This is a genomic window from Kaarinaea lacus, assembly GCF_975902315.1.
In genome coordinates this window covers 13089-32907 of record NZ_CDLKIE010000240.1, presented here as the reverse complement: position 1 = coordinate 32907, position 19819 = coordinate 13089, and the positions used below count along the sequence as shown (strand labels likewise).

Here is a 19819-nt window from a genome sequence, read left to right as displayed (position 1 = left end):
TTTCTCGCTGGTGGTGACCAGAGATTCTTCCCCTTCCGCTATGACATTTCCTTTCACCGTGCCATCAATATGCAATCCACCACTGAAGTGCACATCTCCAACCATTTTGGTATTAGCACCGACCAACGAATCCAATTCTGAACTGCGTTTTGCTTTTTTGTTACTGAACATATGAAATACCTCTACTGAGTTAATATTATTTGGTGCAATCCCATCCGCTGGAAAGTATTTATCCGGAAATTATGTCAAGCCAGTTAAATGTTTGTGAAATTGAATTTTGTCCTCGTCCAGATGGCTTTAAATCCACCGAAACACTGGAAGGAATAAATCCTTCCGGCAAAACCATATCGCCTTCGATGGTTTGAAAATATTTGAAGCGTAAATTTAGATCAGGCTTTGTGTTACCCATCAACTTTGAAACATTAATTTGTTTGGGTTCACCTTCGTGCAAACCATCGATAAGAATACTGGCTTTACCGCGAATAATGCGGTTGTTTTGCTTGACCTGGGTTAATACAAGTTTGAAATGGTAACCAGAATCAGTGCCTAGTTTGTTGAGTTTAAAACTGGTGATATTCAATCCTGCAGCAGTTTGAGTCGGAGAAACAATTCCACGATAAAACGCCACCTGTTCCTTCAGTTCCAGGATTTCTTTTTGAAGACGTTTTATTGATCCATTGACATCGTTGTAGGCTTTTTTATCTATCTGCGCTGCTTGCTCTAATACAGCCTTTTCTTCCCGCAACACGGAATTCTCCTGGTCAATCTCATAGAGCTGTTCTTGCATTTTATCGTGCGCAGTTTTAAGTACCTCGTAATCAAATCCTGACGAGTTGTGTCCATAAAAATACATGCCATATCCGACTCCAACAAGAACAATGAGTAACACTATGGTTAGCGCTGCATTTTTGCCTGGTTGCGGTGATTTGATGATTAGTTGTGAAGCCATGTTGATGCGCCGTCCTTCTTATCCATATCCCAAATAGCCTAGCTGCAAAATTATCTATACAATTCAAAAGGATACTGCTGCAGGCGCGCTTGCGTAGCATGCGCAACACAAACAGCAGATTATCTATAATTATTACGGCACTAAGGCTGGGTTATTTAGACCTGTGGACTCACTTAGGCCAAACATTATGTTCATATTTTGAACTGCTTGGCCTGCAGCACCCTTAACCAGGTTATCAATGACAGATAGAATGACGACCGTGTCACCTTGTTGGGGCTGGTGGACGGCGATTCTGCAGAAATTTGCGCCTTTTACGCTACGCGTGTCGGGATGGCTCCCGGCGGGCAATATATCGACAAACGTTTCATTTTTATAACGTTTCTCAAATAACTGTTGAAGATCGTAATTGTTCTCTCTGTTCAGCTTGGCATAAACAGTGGCATGAATGCCCCGAATCATGGGCATCAGGTGCGGCACAAATACCATGTCCACATCGGCTCCGTGGATCGCTTTCAGGCCCTGCTTTATTTCAGGGAGATGCCGGTGACCAGATACCGCATATGCCTTCACACTTTCGCTGACTTCGCACAATGAAGTTCCAAGACTGGCTTTGCGCCCTGCACCACTAACGCCGGACTTGCAATCGGCAATGATTCCACCCGCCTGTATACAATTTGCCTCCAGCAGCGGCAATAATCCCAGCTGAACCGAGGTTGGATAGCAGCCAGGATTAGCAACCAGCGATGCTGTTTTGATCGCTTCACGATTCACTTCGGGTAATCCATACACTGCTTGCTCGAGATATTCTGGGCAGGAATGATCTAGCTGATACCAATGTTCCCATTCCTGCTGATCTTTCAATCTAAAATCTGCCGCCAAATCAATGACTCTCACCCCCTGGCTAACAAGCTCTGGAACGGACTTCATTGCTACGCCATTCGGTGTTGCAAAAAAAACTAAATCACAATCAGCTAATCCGCTTTCTTCCGGCGTTGAAAAATTCACCTCAAGATAACCCCGTAAACTCGGGAATAAATCAGAGACAGCCGTACCCGCTTCTGATCGAGATGTCACTGCATTCAGACTTACATTGGGGTGAATCGCTAACAAGCGCAGCAGCTCCACACCTGTATAACCAGTGCCACCAACTACGCCCACTTTAATCAATTTTTCGGTCACCCTGCACTCCCGGCTTCATCGCCTAATCCAGTCAGACTATAGTTTACGATCATCAACAATAGGATGAAACACGCGATTGATATATGCAATGATACTGTCAATCTCTTCATCTTTCAGCACATGTTTCCATGCCGACATAGTAGTACCTGGCAAACCATCCTGAATAACTTTTTTCAAGCGAGCATGCGTCATTGCTTCCATGTTCTCTGCGTCCGTTAAGTTGCGGGGATGGGAATCCAGGAAACTACCAATCCAGTTTTTACCCGTTCCATCAGCAGCATGACAGAAGGCGCAATTATCCTGAAACAATTTTTCACCGTGCTTTTCTTTAGCTGTAAGACCTGTTACGACAGGAGCGATATCGTGTTTCGCGTATGGCGATGCCTGCGTAGTCGCATCAACAGCGGGCGGTGAGTTACTCTCTTTATGCGAGTACTGGTTTCGTGGGAAGGATACCGCGCGCAATTCCCAAATAGCGCCTTCATCATTGACTTTGGCTCGATCATGACACGTAACACAGCTCTGCAAAAAAACACGCTTACCTAATTGTTGTTTTACAGTCAACGAATCATCTGGAACATCTATAGCAATTTCCCCCAGCGCAAATGGAAATGCCACGGCATACTGCTCGTGATTTGGCCAACCGTTTTCCTCGGTATGGTACCGGGTATTTTCCGCTTTGTTAGTCATGAATTCCTGACGCACAAAATCGACCACAAGTTCGATGTCATTCTCTGACAACGTACGACTAAAACTTTTCATCGCGGTACCTTGACGCCCGTGGGTAACCGCCTTAACCATGTCATTACGAGCTAATTCATCGGGAGATGTAGCAACAAAATTTCTAGGTTTCGGATTCAGGTAACTTGCTGCCAAAGTCCTGGCGTTGCCCGAATACCCATGACAAAAATAGCAATAGAAATTATAAATGTCCCGGCCCTGCTCATGTCGAGCATTAGTAGTTGGCGAAGTTGTTAACGGTGGAATCGAAGATGTTTTAAGCGCCGAATTCTCGTTCGGCGCTTGATCGACTGGAATTGTTAGTTGGCTTTTTTTTTGGGGTTGATTTGCTGAACTTCTGCTTTTGAAACTTTTTGTTGAATAAAATTAGTAAATACAAACTCGGCAATGTTTGCAATCTGCTGATCTGTCAAAACCTTCCCCCAGGCTGGCATCACTGTACCTACCTTGCCTTTGGTAATGGAATTAAATAATCGCTCACGATTTAACATACGCCTGGATGCTTCACTGGTGAAATCCCTGGGTCGAGGTGTATTGAAATGCGCACGAGGACCATTTCCATCGCCTTTGACACCATGACAGGTAAAACAATTGCTCATATAAAATTGGCGTCCTTTGTCGACATCGCCCTTCAATCCCCCTGGCATTGGGGCTTTCATGTCAGCAGCAACAACAGGCCCTATGGGTGCAGTCATAGGTATGCCACCCGCATGTGGATCACGTCGATGAGGATCAGCCCGCATAGCCGCAGCGGGTGCTGAGCTTGTTGTACCTGGTACACTAAATCCAGGCATTTGCGGATGCCCCTGCATACGTGGTGAGGTAGCCTGAGGCAGATTTTGATGTGCTGCAATGGATGGCGGGCTGCCTGGCTCAACTGCGATTGGGCCACTCATGAATGCCGATTGTATATAATCTACGACCTGTTCGATTTCCTGGGAAGACAACTTATCCTTGTGAGGCATCATTGCTGTACCGGGTCGGCCATTGGCAACGGATAAAATCATTCGTTCTCTCGTTAAATCTTTACGCGCTTCAGCCGTCGTAAAATCCCTGGGCTGGGGATTCAAGCCACTACGGGCCCAGACAGCTGTTGTACCCTTGTCACCGTGGCAAACTGAACAGTGTTTGGAATAGATCTTTTCGCCACCAACATGTTTAGCCAGCTGTGCGCTGCTTTTATCATCAGGAAACTTCATAAAGTTCGCACGTATATAATCCACTACTGCGGCAATTTCCTGTTCAGACAAACGATCTTTGTGAGGCATCATACCCGTTCCCGGACGACCATGAGTAACAGATAGAATCATTCTTTCCCTGGTTAGCTCAACAGCTGCCGAGACGGTAGTAAAGTTCCTTGGTGGCGGGCGTAAGCTGCCCTGAGCGCGCGTATTCCCGTCTCCAGCATCACCATGACAAATGGAGCAGTTCTCCAGATATACCTTTGCACCATCTATTTTTTCATTCGTTGCTGCAGAATCTGCCAGAGACGAACTTGCTAAGGGTGCTGCTGATAACGGCGTTAATAATCCGCTTAAACCGCTGATTGCAAATAAAATTACTGATTTTTTCAAAAACGACATCTGTATATATCCACCAAATTGACACGGAAAGCCAGTTTAATAAAAGTTGCTGATATTAAGAACCCTTATTTTTTAAAGCAATACAATAATATGACCGTAATATATAGCTAAGCTTAAAGTTTTAGGATACTCTATTTTTATATAGGGGGCAGGATATTACAATTATTCGATAGGGTCATAAATAAGCCTGATCGAATTTATAAGTGAAAGATTATCATAGATAGTCAATAATAGTTCTAACAGGGCGGATAGTTTTACTTCATGAATTCCACAGCACCAAACAAAAAAACATGTTTTGGTCTGTTCCTAGTAGTTTTTATTTCTTGCAGTTTAGCTTACGGATCGTACGCGATTGCTGAAGCGATTGTAGGAGATCCGGTACTGGGGGCTGACGATCCCATCCTTGGGTCAAAACATGATTTCACCGGCTTAAATGAACGAGCAGGTGTCGTTGCTATGCCTGGTGTTGCATTTTCTGATTACGGATATTCATGCGTTTATTGCCACATTCCTCCAGAAGAAGCCGGCGCTGAACCAGCAGATTTTGGCGGCATTCTTGGTTGGAACCGCTTCGTTCCCGCCACGGAAAATTACCAACTCTACCCTGAATCCCTGTCTCAAACGTTAGACTCAAGACCTGGTACACCAAATCCGATTAGTATGCTCTGCCTGTCTTGCCATGACGGTACTATGGCCGTCGATATGGTGGTTTTTAAGCCGGTCACATTCGATCCAACACAAGATACCGCTATGCACATGCGTATAAATGCCAGCGATGATATTGAAAGCTGCGGTAAATGCCACAATGGTCAAGTTGCGCATGACATCACCGTCAAGGTTATTGGAACCGATCTGAGAAATGACCATCCAATTTCGATGCAGTATGCAGGCTTAGGTTGGGATGATCCCGATTTTCGGCCACCTGATCATCAAGCTGGATTTGATAACGGTGTAAAACTTTACAATGGAAACGTTGAATGCATGACCTGCCATAATGTACACGACACCAACAATGAACTATTATTGCGCGCTAATGCAGAGGTATTGTGTTTTACCTGCCATACGAAATAATATCTATAATTATTTACTTCTAGATCGTTTTTAGATCTCATTTCAAACAACATTTACTTTAAAAAAACCAATGTATAAGAGATTAGCTTATTATTTCATCACTTTATTCCTGGTAGCATTTCTTTTAAACGGTTGTTCATCCAGTGGGCATAAAGAAGGCGAATTTGTACCCCCAGCCTATCCACCGCCACCAGAAAAACCACGATTTATTTACGAGCGCACATTACGGACCAGTTTCGATGTAAAAGAATCATCGGCAATGGAACGCTTTAAAACTTTTGCCACCGGTACATTAGGTTCTGGCTATGGATTGCAAAAACCCTATGGTGTTGCGGTCCACCAAGGGAAAGTGTATGTCAGTGACACCGTACAACGGGTTGTTCTGGTATTTGATGTCCCGGGAAAAGACTTCAAAATTCTTGGTCAAGAAGGTGTTGGCCAGCTAATCAAACCAATTGGCCTGGCCATCGATCCAAATTCCGGTACCGTGTTCGTTGCAGATAATTCAGCCAAGCGGGTTGTTGTCTTCGATAAAGACGGGAATTATCTGAGAGCTATTGGCGGCGCAGAATATTTTCGTCGACCATCCGGTGTTGCCGTCAGTCCAGATGGATCACAGATTTATGTTGTCGATACCGGCGGTGTCGATTCCCAAGAGCATCGCATGTATATCTTCGACTCATTTTCAGGGGAGCATCTTAAAACAGTTGGCGAACGCGGCACTGAGCACGGTCAATTCAACCTGCCATTGCAAGCCGCAGCAGCTCCTGATGGTACAGTTTATGTCGTCGATGGCGGAAACTTTCGAATACAAAGTTTTGCCTCAGATGGCACTTACAAAGGTACCTTTGGCGCAATTGGACGTCGAAGTGGCCAGTTTTCACGGCCTAAAGGCGTTGCAACAGACAAAGATGGCAATGTTTACGTCGTAGACGCCGCGTTTGGTAACTTTCAGATTTTTAATGCCCAGGGACAGTTATTATTGTTTGTTGGCGATCGCGGATTTGACGGAAAACCTGGCGAATACATGCTTCCCGCTGGTGTCGCTGTGGATGAAGATGGTCGCGTATACATGGTAGATCAATATTTTAAGAAAGTGGATGTTTTTAGACCAGCAGATTTACCCGAAGACCAAGGATGGCTCAGCTCTGTACGCACGACTAAGAAATAAACAAATCAAATGAGTCACTTACGTATTACGTAATTGAATATATTTATTGACACATTGCTGTAATTTTATTAGATTAAATTAACCTTAAGAACTGGGAAGGTTTAAGGAGTTAGCTGTTATATCAATAACCAATAGCAGTTAACAGAAAAATAAAAAGCTCGGTTCGATAATAAAAGTAATAATGTAGAACAGCGCACACCGTTGTTGTAACGTGGAGCAGCAAGAGGGGCACTGCTTCTGAGGGATTAGAAGAGTAGTGGTTCACAGTATGAGGGGAGCTTGCGCATGAGGCGGTTATATCTGAATGCCTTAAAAGGCACATTTGTAATATCTGCAGTTTTATTCTCAATCAGCGCTATTGCTGATGGTTGGAATCCTTTCTCGAGAGCACCAAATAGAGACAGCATATCAAATACCCGGCATAACCTGACGCTATCGTACAATGTCGAAGCAGGTGGCGCAGGTAATGCAATGGACTTGTTTCGAAACCAGTATGTAGAAGTTTGCGTGTACTGTCATACACCTCACGGCGCAAACAGCCAGGTGGATGCACCGTTATGGAACCGCACCATCAACACGGGTGAATATCAGATTTACGATAAACCCAGGACATTGAATCGTCCTATTGGCCAACCGGGCCCGAACTCCCTGACTTGCCTGTCATGCCACGACGGCACAATCTCTATTGATTCAATCATCAATATGCCGGGCTCAGGCTTTTATTCTAAAGCGCAGGAAACTGCCATGGACTCCACCTTCCTCGATCAATGGGGAAATAGTGGTAGAACCGGCCCCGTCGGCCTTCACTACAGAATGGGCCCAACACAGGATGCCGGATTTTGCACCTTATGCCACAATACTGATACCTCTCAAACCTCGATGTCTGATTTCACGGTATTTGTGATAGGCACAGATTTAAGAAACGACCATCCAATTGGGATTCAATACCCTGAAGGCCCCTACGGCAAAGACATTGGCGTAGACTTCTTTGAACCCTACAAAGGCTTCAGCAATGCTTCGGGAGCAGACATGTGGTTCCACGATACAAACGGAAACACTTATCCTGATAAGGACGAACCTAGGATGTACAACACAGGGGAACAATACGAAGTGGAATGCGCATCGTGCCACGATCCTCATGGTGTACCAATTAATGGTCCCGGTACGGACTTTATACCGAGTTTCTTACGTGTAAGTAATGGTAATGTAAACACGGGGGAAGGTAATCCAAGTGGGCTTTGTCTAACCTGTCATATTAAGTAACCAAGAAAACGACATCAAAAGTAAAAACGCCACTGTTTAGTGGCGTTTTTTTTACTTCATAACTAGCTAAAAACTGAATATACCCGTTCAGATTCTCTTTCGAGGCAGTTTTTCAGCGCAATATGCCCGGAATGAATTCCGGAGTAATTACTAGTACTCCACTTACATCTCATTCAAAAACAATAACCTACACATTGCCGTTTAGAATCCTAAGTTATCAATTAATAATCCGGCACACGACTTGAATGAAATATCGGTTGTAGCCTTGTATACATTATTCGCTATTGTTACCTGATCACCCAACCGAGTTTTAACCATGACTGAAAACCTTACTGTAGAAACTGATAATCGTGGCATTTGCACTATCAAGCTCAACAGGCCCGAGATCCACAATGCCTTTGACAACGACGTTATCGAAGACCTAATTATACAATTAACCTTTGCATCAGATGACGATTATGTCAGAGCAATTGTTATCACGGGGGAAGGGCCGACATTTTCCAGCGGTGCCGATATTCATTGGTTAAAGTCATCAGTCAAGCGCGACCATGCCACCAATAGCATGGAAGCGTACAAAATGGCGCAAATGCTTCAAAAGCTGTATGCAATGCCAAAACCAACAATTGCCAGAATCAATGGGCCAGCGTTTGGAGGCGCATTAGGTATTATCGCGTGTTGCGATATCGCCATTGCGCCATCAACTAGCTATTTTGCGTTTACAGAAGTCAAACTAGGGCTCATCCCAGCCGTTGTATCACCTTACATTGTAAGTGCAATGGGACATCGAAATACAAAACGCCTTTTTATAACAGGCGAGCAATTCAGCGCGGAAGACGCTTTATCAATGGGGCTACTCCATAAAATTGTCGACTCATCTTCGCTTGATGACACAATTGAAGAAGAAATAGAATCACTACTCCAGGCTGGCCCATCTGCGCAGATGGAATGTAAAAGACTGTTGCACAAGTTAGCTGGCGTATCCGACGATATTTCCCAATACACCGCTGAGTTAATTGCACAAATTCGAATTTCCCAAGAAGGGCAAGAAGGATTAGCGGCGTTTCTTGAAAAACGCCGCCCTGACTGGATTAATAGCGCCAACTAAATCTGCTAACCAGTCTTGCGCACCGTGCAGACTCAAAGTATTTAGCAATCATCATCTGTTACAATTTGACCCGTAAAGGGATCAACAATAGGCTCGCCAGTATCATCTGTCCAGATCACATTAACAAACATCATAGCATGCATACGATGCTGCTGCTCATCCAATGCCAATTTGATGTCTGATTCTTTCAGCCCATCATAAATAAATATATGTCCCACGTTTTCAAGTTGTAGTTGTTCCTCCGAGGGATCCAGTAACTGATCTAACTGAAACTCATACATTAAATCCATTTCTTTCCCGAAGGATGCGCCAGTCACAGCAGTCAAAAAAATAAAAAGCAATGCCCTTCTGATACAACTTGTAATGATTTCCATGGTGTAACCTCCTGATTTAACACCTTCAATAGCAGTAATTGGAAGATTGTCGCCTGACCAATACACTGAAATAATATTAGTGTTTTGGTATTTTGTTTTAGGTGACACCAGGGATTGATAATAGGTTTAGTATAGAATCGATTTTTTCAATCACTGCGGATCGACATAGCTTCGGACATGATCAAATACAAGCAGAGCAAGTTGCTTGAATGAGTGTCTGTCTGATGAATGTGGAGTGGCATTTTCTCCAGTTGCAATGCCTAAAACAGTAATTTTCTGTGGCAATGCATTTAGTGTGTCGCCCATTGCCAGGGCTTCAGCAACGCCAGCATGATGACTGGAAATTTCTACTGTATTCTTTAGTAATTGCTCCATTTTTATTTCCATTATTGAACCTGCGGCGCCTCCTTCGACAGCGTCTATCAATATTGCATAATCAACGCCAGCAAGATATTCCAGCAATCCCATACCTGGTCGGTCCAAAGCCAATAATCTAACTGCATTACCCAATAAGGATTGAAAGGTATGATCTTTTTGCAGAAATTCGATCGCCTGCCACCCAACCTGGTCAACACCGTGTGGAGATCCAATACCTATGACAGCAATATGTGTCATTGCCGAATGACGTTTACTTTTAGGAAATGTGTTGCACAGGAAATACAAGGATCGTAGTTACGAATTACTGTTTCACTTCGCAAGCGTAAAGCATCATCATTTTGATCCAGACCGAAAGCTTTTAACGATAATTCAAGATCCTGCTCAATGCGCGCCTGGTTTTGACTGGTTGGCGGAACGATAATCGCATCGCATACATTACCGCTATCAGCCAATTCATAGCGGTGCCATAGAATACCCCGCGGGGCTTCTGTGCACCCAAAGCCAACGCCCGCCTTTGGAGAAGCTTCTACACTGGATGAGTCTGGAATACTATAGTTCTCCATAATTTGAATAGCTTGCCAGATTGCATAATAAATTTCGATGGCGCGCACAACCACGCTATGAAACATATTGTTACTTGGAAAGTTAATACCAGTTTCCTTGATCACTTGCTGAAGCGAGCCGGGCAGCCTGTCAATATTCAAGTTGATCCGTGCCAATGGACCTACGAGATAAGGCTGTCCGTCTAATTGCGAATGTAAGGCAGTGGAATGCGGCATGTGGATTTCTTTAAAATGTTGCTGATAGTCATTTATAGGAATATTCAGTCCCTGGCTGGAAACAATCCGCCCTTCATTCATGGGATATTCGTTGTCATGTCGCAGCGAAACACTGATAAAATCCTGTTGATCATCAGGCAATCTCAATGACGCCGTCCATAGCACCAACTCTTTCGCAACCGGTAGTGCTTGCTTGAATTCCTGCAATAGATTTTTCACATCTTCCATTGCCGGCGCACTGAAAAATCCGCCAACACATGCACCCACCGGGTGCACTGAACGCCCACCCAACAGACGTAACAGGCGATTGCCTAAACCTTGTAAATGCAAACCACGGCGCACTTCATCCGGATATTGCTTAGCCATGGCTACCGCATTTTCAAATCCCAGAAAATCTGGTGCAGCAAGCAAATGAATATGTAGCGCATGACTTTCTATCCATTCACCACAATACATCAAACGACGCATATCTCTCACCCAGACACCTGGATTAATATTAAAAATGCTCTCGATGGCATGCACCGCACTCATCTGGTACGCCACCGGGCATATACCGCATATACGCGCCACAATATCTAACACATCAGCGTAAGAACGGCCTTCCAACAATTTTTCAAAGAAGCGTGGTGGCTCAAAAATACGTAAGTGAAGCTTATCAATATGATCATCCGTAATAGATAACTCCAGAGCGCCCTCGCCTTCTACTCGGGCGAGCACGGGAACTTCAATCTTTATTTGCTTATGATCAGTCATTGTATCTCGGATTCAGGATGATTTTGATATCCACTCCAAACCTTCCCTGTGAAAATCTGGCACCTCATTATTAATAAAAAGAAATCGTTTCGCGATAGCTTCAGGCAGCAATCCTAATCCTTCTAGCCTGAGCCCCAACGACGCCGTATTACAGTTTTCTGCAGGACCAAAGCACGCATAACAATCACGTCCCATTTGCGGACAAATGGCACCACAGCCGGTTCGCGTCACGGGTCCCATGCAAGGCATGTTCTTTGCCACCATGACACAAACATTGCGCTGGCGCTTACATTCCATACAAACCTTGTTCACTTCCATCTTGGGAACCACGCCAGACAATAGATCGCGTACTGCCCGCAGCACCTGTCCGGCATTCACCGGACACCCCCATAATTCCAGATCAACTTTCACATGTTGCCGAATAGGCGTCGATGTGGTTAATGTTTGTATGTATTCCGGCGTGGCATAAACAGAAGCAATCCACTCTTCTACATTGGCAAAATTTCGCAGCGCCTGTATACCACCCGCCGTGGCACAAGCGCCAATGCTGATTAAAACCTGGCTTTTTTCACGAATGCGTTGTATACGATTTTTATCCGCTGGCGTTGTAATACTACCTTCGACAAAGGCAATATCCACACTTTCTTCTTCGTCAACCGGCCCGGCTTCAGGGAAGTGGACAATATCTACCAACTCTGACAGTAACAGCAGATCTTCCCCGGCATTTAGAAACGCCAATTGACAACCATCGCATGAAGAAAATTTGTGAACTGCTACTTTTGGCTTCATTTAAAAACCCTTCATACCAAATAAACGTTTGACTTCTTCATAACAAAATACCGGACCATCCCGGCAAACGAACTTATCTCCAAATAAACAATGACCACAGTGACCAACACCACAGTGCATGTCACGCTCCATGCTCAACCAGATATCACAATCCCGTACGCCCTGTTCCAGCATATATTGAATAACAACCCGCATCATACCTTCGGGGCCGCACATCATGACGATCACGCTGTCTTTGTCAAATTTTAAATCATTAAATAAACCGGTAACCGGCCCTACATGCCAGGGCCAGAGTGACTCACCAGCATCTGCGGCCAACAACACATTGGTATCCGGTGCCTGTCGCCATTGATCATAACGCTCTGCCCAGATGAAATCGCTGGAGTGCTTTACCCCTTGCACAATATTCATAGCACCAAAACGTTCACGGCGTCGCATCATATAATTAATAACTGATACCACTGGTGCACACCCCAACCCACCTGTTACCACTACCACATCTTTCTGTTCTGCTTTTACTAATGGCCAACCTCTACCAAATGGCCCCCGAACACCCAGGCAATCACCTTCTTTTAACTTTGCAATTCCATTAGTAACCCGTCCAACACTACGTATTGTGTGATCCAGAATATGATCATCTTTTGGATCAGACACAATGGATATTGGCACTTCACCTACGCCATGCAAATACAGCATATTGAATTGTCCTGGTTCAAAACTGAAACTGGCCTGTATTTCTGGGTCGGTAAATTCCATGCGTAACGTAAACAGGCTTGGCGACTCCTGGATTCGCTCTATTATTTTCGCTTCGTGGGGTAAATAGGGATTATGCATTACGGTTCTCGCTACAAATAGCATTCACCTCTTCGGTAATGTCAATACCAACCGGACACCATGTGATACAACGGCCGCAACCAACACAACCTGAGCGGCCGTATTGGTCATGCCAACTACCGAGCTTATGAGTTAACCATTGCCGGAAACGTTGTGCAGTGGTCGCACGAATCGTCATACCATGAATATAGCTATGTCCTTGCGTAAAGCATGAGTCCCATTGGCGAAAATATTCACTACTCCCCCCATCTAATGCTGGCATATCATCTTCGGCATGACAAAAACACGTTGGGCAAACTGAGGTGCAATTACCGCAAGTCAGACAACGCTGAGCAATTTCTTCCCACCGCTCATGCTCCAGGTTATCAAAAAGTACCTTTTTCAAATTGCGGGAAGGCAAGCTGCGAGTTTGTTGTTGGGCGGCCTGCAAAATTTCAGCATCTGCTGCTTTTATTTGTGCTTCATCCGCAGGACTGGTGGGCAATTTCTCAATTAGCTCGAGCCCTTTATCACTTAAGTCATGGACGAGAAAGCCATCATCCAGTTCTGAAAGCACAATGTCATAACCGTAAGTTGCTCGGGGACCATCGGCAGTAGAAGCACAAAAACACGTCTCGGCAGGATGGGTGCAATTGACCGCTACTAAAAACAGCTGCTGACGACGAGCAAGATAGTAAGGATCCTTTTTTTCTTCCTGTAAAAAATGTTTATCCTGAATGTATAAAGCGGCTATATCACACGCACGCACCCCGATAATCGCAACAGGTTCTGGATCAGGTGTTAAATCCTGAAACTGCAAATGATCATTATTTTTCCTGGAACGCCAAAGAACTTCTTTTGGCGCAAACACATAAGGTTTGATTGCCTGAGGCCCATTCGCCCAGGAAAAATAACGCTGGCTACTCGTCGTTTCTAGTCTGTAATGTCCTGGAGACTGATATTCCGACACGCTTTTTGGTAATTGGGAACAATCGTGCAAACTATGGTACACAATGGCGCCATCAAGTACCTGTGGACCCACGCAGCGGTAGCCAACCGCCTTCAGTTGGTCAATAAGTGACTGAAACTGATCACGAGGTAGATAATTATCAGCAGGATTCATTTCGCCAAAACCATTTCATCCAGTATTATCGTAAAGTTTAATTGCAGCTGTATTTCACGCACTAATCAATTTCCTACAAACATCATTTAAACACATGCTGCAAGCCGGTTTTATGCTTTAAATCAAGTTGTTAGAACCTAGCTTGGTCATTGATAAAAATCAATGCAATACCTGTTAGAGTATGATTAGATAATCATAGGATTAGTATGTATAGGAGGTTTGGTCAACAACGCTTATTTGAAATCCTGCGGACAAAAGGAGGTGAGAAAAATGAGCAAAGTAGCCAAACTAAAACCGGAAAGCAAAGAAGTACTCAAATCAGAACCCACGCGAACCTTAACACCCTTCGAAGAATTTGACCGTTATTTCGAAAATATCTTCCCTCATGGATGGCTAAGGCCTACGCATTGGGAATGGCCCACATGGGCTGAAACAAAAGCACCTTTTGGCGGTAAATTACCGAAAGTAGATGTCATTGATCGTGAAAAAGAAGTTTTAGTCCGCGCTGAAGTACCCGGTGTTGAAAAAGACAAACTCGACATTTCAGTTACAGAAAACGCTATCACGATCAAAGGTACGGCACATCACGAAGAGAAGGAAGAAAAAGGTGAATACTATCGCTGTGAAACCAGCCATGGAACATTCACTCGGACGGTAGCACTTCCTGTCGACGTTGATAGCGAGCACGCCAAAGCTAAATACAAAGATGGGGTTTTGGAAGTCACTGTACCTAAACTTAAAAAAGCACACCGCCGCACAGTGAAGATCGAATGATCCAGCTAAACGGCGCAAGAGGCTAACGATAATGTCAAAAGGAAAAGCTAATAAGTTAACGCGGGCTCACAAAACCACCTTGAGTGAGCTCGCGGAGACTGAACTTACACCCGAAGAACGCGAAGAAATGATTGCCGAAGCTGCTTATTACCGGGCACAATCACGGGGTTTCGAAGGTGACGAACACCTGCGTGACTGGTTTGAAGCAGAAAAAATAGTTGACGAAATGTTGCATAAAGCAACGACCAGGCAAGCTGATATTACGCATTAACTGGGTAGTCGATGTAGTTGGCTATTTTGTGGGCGCAAACAACGTTCTGAGTTTAACCTTGGTTTATAGGAAGTATTTGTTCGTGGGTGTATTTGTTGAGGGCAGGCTAACCACCTACCCTTTTCTTTTATATACGATTTTACTAATTACAATTAATTTTTACCAAATATCGCATAACTAAAAATGATTTCCTGGTATTTTTTTGATATTAATCATCTATCACCCACGAATTATTGCTAAAAAGAATATAAGCAGAAAATAAAAATCTCCAGCTTATTGCTTGAAATTCTAATAATAAACTTATCCTAATAACCGGGAGGATTAATAAATGATCAACATTAACAAGCCAGTATTGCCTCTGGCGTACATCTTATTGGGCTTAGGTCTAATCTTATCTATACATGATATCAACGTAACTCATGCTGATGAAAAGCCAGAAACCGCCAAAGTTGTCTTCCATGCGGATTATGCCGATCCGCAACGTATGAGCTCCATGCTTACCAGCATTTTTAATATGGTAACAACCTACGAAAATGAGTTTATTGAATATGATATTCGGATCGTATTTCTGTCTCATGGCATCCAGTTTTTGACCCACGACAGGTTAAAGGGAACGCCCTTTGAAGTCGACGATGAACAGGCGAAGTTGCGCAAAGATTTAATTACACGACTCATCACTTTGCATGACATGCAGAATATTAATTTATCGTTGTGTGATATTACTAGACAGGCAATAGGCCTCGATAAGAAAAAGTTAATTCCTGGAGTCACTATAGTGACATCTGGAGTCGTAGAAATTGCGAAGCTACAAAGCCAGGGATTTTCCTATTTAAAAGTACAATAGCAAGTCCAAACCTAGAAGCAATAGTAGCAAGCAGCCTACAAAATATTGTTGATAACATCGGCTGCTTGCATGCACCTTAATACTTTATTATTAAAACGACACTATTCAACAATAACGCTATCCAGGGCGAAAAAGAAAACTTTTTCCAACGAACGACATTTATACTTTTACTTGATCTTCGGTGTCATGGATAATGCTTGCAATGGATAGTAATGTACAATCTGCAAAACGCGTACTACCTAAGCAAGACGCGAATATCCTGCTTGGATTGCTTATCCTGTCGACTGGATTATTGGTAGCGGGCCTGGTATTACCAATGACGACAATCACCAGGCTAGTTATGTTTAGCAATTCCTTTTCCGTTGTCTCTGCTGTACTTGAGCTCGCCGAGAAAGGTCAAATTTTACTATTTGTAATTGTTGCCGGATTCAGCATAGTGATGCCGGTTCTTAAAATTCTGATTTTATATAAACTGGTGCTAAATCGGGAAAACAATTCACGAGCAATAAACAAACTTCTGCACCTGATGCATGAATACGGACGTTGGGCAATGCTGGATGTCATGGTAGTAGCAATACTTATTGTAGCCGTCAAGCTTGGAGCAGTCGCCAGTGTTGAAGTTCATTCTGGTCTGTTTGTATTTGGCATGTCTGTATTGATGACTATGTTCATCACCCACCGCGTGGTTAGCCTGACAAGCGACCCCGAGTCCGAAAAATCAACGGCATAATCATGCTATTTCATCCTGCAAGTTACGTGAAAACAATTAATCGTTGATTTAGGTCAGCATACAAATTCCCGGAATATTCACAATATGTTGATTGAATTTGTATTACTATTGCACTACGAAAACCATTGAACCAGTCTGGTACTTGTTACACTACTTGATGACTAACATACACATGGATAAACAGGAATACCCAAAATGAAGAAAGCAATTCTAGGTATTTTCATTCTACTGATAATCGTTGTGGCCGGCGGAGTTTATTATGTGGTAACCAACCTCGACTCAATTGTAAAAACCGCCATTGAAAAATACGGTAGCGAAACTACCCAAACTGCGGTAAAAGTTGACAATGTGTTAATTAAGCTTACACAAGGTTCAGCCTCCATCAACGGCCTGACAATAGCCAATCCTGATGGATTTTCCTTGCCCTATGCTTTCTCGCTCGGTCAAATCGCAACCGATATCGATGTTGAAAAAACCACCAAGGAACTGGTAGCCATAGAACTGATAAGCATCTCGGCGCCACAGATATTTTACGAAATTAACGCTGATCGCCAGGGAAGCCTTAACGTGTTAAAAGATAACCTGGGGGCTGGCGGTACTGACATCCCTTCTGAAGATTCCACTTCAGCACGCACTCAAAGCGCGCCTATTAATATGCATATTACCCGTTTCTTACTCGAGGATGCCAAATTGCATGCTAAAGTTGTACCTTTGAAAGATAAGACATATAACCTCAAACTTCCTACGCTCGAGTTAACAGACCTCAATGGCACACCGGCGCAAATCTCCAGCCAGATTTTGAGTCAACTCATTGATCATGCGAAAGTAGAAATCAAAAAACAGGGCCTGGATAAAGAGCTGGCCGCACTAAAAGCTAAGGCTGAAGAACGGGTCGATGCAGAAAAAGCCAAACTTCAGAAAGAAGCTGATGCCAAGCTGAAGGCAGAAGAGGAAAAAGCCAAGGACAAATTAAAGAGTTTACTCGGAAATTAGTTAAACCGCCTAAACATAGGAGCGTAATTACTCGCTCCTATGCATAAGCACAGCTATATTTCTGATCTTAGCAATTACACTTTCTGCTTCGTACTACTACAGGAGCAGCGAAAAACTGACGTAATAATCTATTTTTATTCAAATAAAGAAAGGCAATATTATAGTTTCAAGCGCCACAGTATATTAAAAATATTCTGCAATATGCTTTTTATAGTTAATGGTTTACTCCATACTATCAGGCCATTAATCTAAATTACAGGAAGCGGTTTGTTGCGTAAACAGTATCACTTCTCATAAATCAATGGCCTTTCCTAACTTTGACACCTTATCACATTCGTTGAAAATACGCTTTTCGCATTGCGCACAAATCGAATGATCAAGATGTTCCTCCACTATGGTCCTAATTGCTACTTCTTTACTGGTGAAAATATTTTCTTCACCAATTTCAAGCAATGCATCATCTTTACGGAGTTCATGACACACACTTTCTTTGACACGATACATAAATAGTTTTCCACCCCGTTTCTTCCGTCGCCTGGCTTCATTTTCAATAAACTCCGCCCCTGCCAGGTCAACAAAATTGATACCCTGAGCCAGCAACAATAGATTCTTTTGATTTGAGTCATGCTGTTCAAATGTGGCCAGTGTTTCATGCACATGACTGATGGCACCAAAAAACAACGACCCGTCTATACGGATCAGTTTTAATTGCGGGCACTCAGGTAGCATCGCGTTTGTTGTAAAGTTTCTATGCGGCAAAGTTGGGTCAGGAACCCGAGCATATATTTTTGGCCGTGAGGTTCTATTTAAGTAAATAACAAGGGATAACATGACCCCCAAAAGTATGGCAAATTCCAACTCAAGAAATAGTGTGGCAAAAAATGTTGTAAGTAGAATGCTTGATTCAGATCGACTATGCGTCAATATGCGCTTAATATGGTGAAAATCAACTAACCCCCAGGCCACAAGAAACAATATTGCCGCCATAGCAGCGTTAGGTAAATAAGATGCAAAGGGCGCTACTAATAACACAATAATTACCAGCATTCCCCCTGCCATGACTGCTGCCAACGGCGTTTTTGCACCTGCCTCATAATTTAAACCACTTCTGTTAAAGGAACCGGTGGCTACGTAACCGGAAAAGAAACTGCCTGCAATATTTGATAACCCCTGCCCGACAAACTCCTGATTACCATCGATATGCTGTCCGGACTTTATCGCAATCGATCGCGCAATTGACACGGCCTCCACCAAAGCAAACATAGTAGCAGCCAACGCAGCGGGTGCCAGATCTTTAATGGTCGACAAACTGAACTCGGGCGATGATAAAGGTGGTAATGAAGAAGGCAATGCACCCACCGTCACAATACTTGTTGCATCCTTACCAAAAATCTCATTCAGTATTACTGACAGCACGCTGCCAACCAGCATGGCAACAATCATATAAGGGATCTTGGGCAAAAGCTTTTTACTTAGAATACCTGTAATGAGAGTTACGAGACCTATCACCGTTATGTAAATATTAATTTCGTCAAAATGTGCAATCCAACCAAAAATCACCTCATAAAAATGCGCGCCGCGCGGGATATCAATGCCAAAAAAATGTTTGAGTTGATTTGCCGCAATCAGGATAGCTGCACCAGCAGTAAAACCTATGATTACCGAATGAGAGATAAAATTAACTAGAGTACCCAGTCTTGCCAGGCCCATTGCTATTTGAATAACTCCAACCATGAAGGTTAAAGTAAGAACCAGTCTTACATATTCAACAGAGCCTGGTTCTGCATAGTTGCTGATTGCGGAGAACAACACTATTGATGCAGCGGTAGTAGGCCCAGAAACCAGGTGCCATGAAGAACCCCACAACGCCGCGATGATTGCGGGTAGCATGCCAGCATATAGACCATATTCCGGAGGCATGCCCGCAATTGCTGCAAACGCAACACCCTGGGGTAAAACTACTATTGCTCCAATCAATCCCGCTGCTACATCGCTTCGGAATGATTGAGCATCCACTCTATTCCACCAGCGAATGAAAGGAAAGAGACGAACTAACCAAAGAGGGCAAACAAAAGATTGATTCTTCATTTGTGATTTTTAATAATAAGTTGAACTTGTCTTCAATACATCTACTAA

Annotated in this window: 20 protein-coding genes; 9 read left to right on the top strand and 11 right to left on the bottom strand. The window is 43.6% G+C overall.

Annotated elements, in window-relative coordinates; genetic code table 11:
- Positions 1–229: 229 nt before the first annotated feature.
- The 4 genes from ACWVCM_RS07410 to ACWVCM_RS07395 form a co-directional block, all read right to left on the bottom strand.
- On the bottom strand, positions 230–949 hold the full coding sequence (locus ACWVCM_RS07410; RefSeq protein WP_455201090.1) for a DUF6776 family protein: 720 nt from the start codon (positions 947–949) through the stop codon (positions 230–232).
- A 132-nt stretch (positions 950–1081) separates the two neighbouring features.
- Complete coding sequence (gene argC, locus ACWVCM_RS07405) at positions 1082–2128, bottom strand: N-acetyl-gamma-glutamyl-phosphate reductase (protein WP_455201089.1); 1047 nt, start codon at positions 2126–2128, stop codon at positions 1082–1084.
- Positions 2129–2164: 36 nt separating this feature from the next.
- The gene (locus tag ACWVCM_RS07400; protein ID WP_455201091.1) at positions 2165–3115 is read right to left on the bottom strand and encodes a c-type cytochrome; all 951 of its coding nucleotides are present in this window, start codon (positions 3113–3115) and stop codon (positions 2165–2167) included.
- Between the two features lie 53 nt (positions 3116–3168).
- Entirely contained in the window at positions 3169–4452 is a 1284-nt protein-coding gene (locus tag ACWVCM_RS07395; RefSeq protein WP_455201088.1) for a c-type cytochrome, read from the bottom strand.
- Between the two features lie 261 nt (positions 4453–4713).
- Here ACWVCM_RS07395 and ACWVCM_RS07390 point away from each other — a divergent pair, with 261 nt between their 5' ends.
- The 4 genes from ACWVCM_RS07390 (at position 4714) to ACWVCM_RS07375 (ending at position 9062) form a co-directional block, all read left to right on the top strand.
- A complete protein-coding gene (locus ACWVCM_RS07390; protein ID WP_455201087.1) occupies positions 4714–5523 on the top strand; it encodes a cytochrome c3 family protein in 810 nt (269 codons plus the stop codon).
- 70 nt (positions 5524–5593) lie between these two features.
- Positions 5594–6694: a hypothetical protein gene (locus ACWVCM_RS07385; RefSeq protein WP_455201086.1), complete on the top strand. Its 1101-nt coding sequence runs from the start codon at positions 5594–5596 to the stop codon at positions 6692–6694.
- A 285-nt stretch (positions 6695–6979) separates the two neighbouring features.
- Positions 6980–7957 carry a hypothetical protein gene (locus ACWVCM_RS07380; protein WP_455201085.1) on the top strand — a complete coding sequence of 326 codons (978 nt, stop codon included), beginning with the start codon at positions 6980–6982 and terminating at the stop codon, positions 7955–7957.
- Between the two features lie 316 nt (positions 7958–8273).
- Entirely contained in the window at positions 8274–9062 is a 789-nt protein-coding gene (locus ACWVCM_RS07375; protein ID WP_455201084.1) for an enoyl-CoA hydratase-related protein, read from the top strand.
- A 41-nt stretch (positions 9063–9103) separates the two neighbouring features.
- Here the strand turns inward: ACWVCM_RS07375 and ACWVCM_RS07370 are convergent, their stop codons facing one another.
- The 6 genes from ACWVCM_RS07370 to ACWVCM_RS07345 are packed head-to-tail and all read right to left on the bottom strand — an operon-like array spanning position 9104 to position 14071.
- Positions 9104–9544, bottom strand: a complete 441-nt coding sequence (locus ACWVCM_RS07370) for a hypothetical protein (RefSeq protein WP_455201083.1) — start codon at positions 9542–9544, stop codon at positions 9104–9106.
- 42 nt (positions 9545–9586) lie between these two features.
- Positions 9587–10051, bottom strand: a complete 465-nt coding sequence (locus ACWVCM_RS07365) for a hydrogenase maturation protease (RefSeq protein WP_455201082.1) — start codon at positions 10049–10051, stop codon at positions 9587–9589.
- The gene (locus ACWVCM_RS07360; protein WP_455201081.1) at positions 10048–11346 is read right to left on the bottom strand and encodes a Ni/Fe hydrogenase subunit alpha; all 1299 of its coding nucleotides are present in this window, start codon (positions 11344–11346) and stop codon (positions 10048–10050) included. The genes ACWVCM_RS07365 and ACWVCM_RS07360 overlap by 4 nt, the downstream gene beginning before the upstream one ends.
- Before the next feature lie 12 nt (positions 11347–11358).
- Positions 11359–12135 (bottom strand): NADH-quinone oxidoreductase subunit B family protein, encoded by a 777-nt coding sequence (locus tag ACWVCM_RS07355; protein ID WP_455201080.1) that lies wholly within the window; start codon positions 12133–12135, stop codon positions 11359–11361.
- Positions 12136–12969, bottom strand: a complete 834-nt coding sequence (locus tag ACWVCM_RS07350; RefSeq protein ID WP_455201079.1) for an FAD/NAD(P)-binding protein — start codon at positions 12967–12969, stop codon at positions 12136–12138. It lies immediately after the preceding gene.
- Entirely contained in the window at positions 12962–14071 is a 1110-nt protein-coding gene (locus ACWVCM_RS07345) for a 4Fe-4S dicluster domain-containing protein (protein WP_455201078.1), read from the bottom strand. The genes ACWVCM_RS07350 and ACWVCM_RS07345 overlap by 8 nt, the downstream gene beginning before the upstream one ends.
- A gap of 270 nt (positions 14072–14341) precedes the next feature.
- Here ACWVCM_RS07345 and ACWVCM_RS07340 point away from each other — a divergent pair, with 270 nt between their 5' ends.
- The 5 genes from ACWVCM_RS07340 (at position 14342) to ACWVCM_RS07320 (ending at position 17683) form a co-directional block, all read left to right on the top strand.
- On the top strand, positions 14342–14845 hold the full coding sequence (locus ACWVCM_RS07340) for an Hsp20/alpha crystallin family protein (RefSeq protein ID WP_455201077.1): 504 nt from the start codon (positions 14342–14344) through the stop codon (positions 14843–14845).
- Between the two features lie 31 nt (positions 14846–14876).
- A complete protein-coding gene (locus ACWVCM_RS07335) occupies positions 14877–15116 on the top strand; it encodes a DUF2934 domain-containing protein (protein WP_455201076.1) in 240 nt (79 codons plus the stop codon).
- A gap of 328 nt (positions 15117–15444) precedes the next feature.
- A complete protein-coding gene (locus tag ACWVCM_RS07330) occupies positions 15445–15960 on the top strand; it encodes a DsrE family protein (protein WP_455201075.1) in 516 nt (171 codons plus the stop codon).
- A 202-nt stretch (positions 15961–16162) separates the two neighbouring features.
- The gene (locus ACWVCM_RS07325) at positions 16163–16690 is read left to right on the top strand and encodes a paraquat-inducible protein A (protein WP_455201074.1); all 528 of its coding nucleotides are present in this window, start codon (positions 16163–16165) and stop codon (positions 16688–16690) included.
- Positions 16691–16885: 195 nt separating this feature from the next.
- Positions 16886–17683: a hypothetical protein gene (locus ACWVCM_RS07320; protein ID WP_455201073.1), complete on the top strand. Its 798-nt coding sequence runs from the start codon at positions 16886–16888 to the stop codon at positions 17681–17683.
- 291 nt (positions 17684–17974) lie between these two features.
- On the opposite strand, the gene ACWVCM_RS07315 is transcribed toward ACWVCM_RS07320, so the two are convergent.
- Positions 17975–19771, bottom strand: a complete 1797-nt coding sequence (locus ACWVCM_RS07315; RefSeq protein WP_455201072.1) for a SulP family inorganic anion transporter — start codon at positions 19769–19771, stop codon at positions 17975–17977.
- Positions 19772–19819 lie beyond the last annotated feature (48 nt).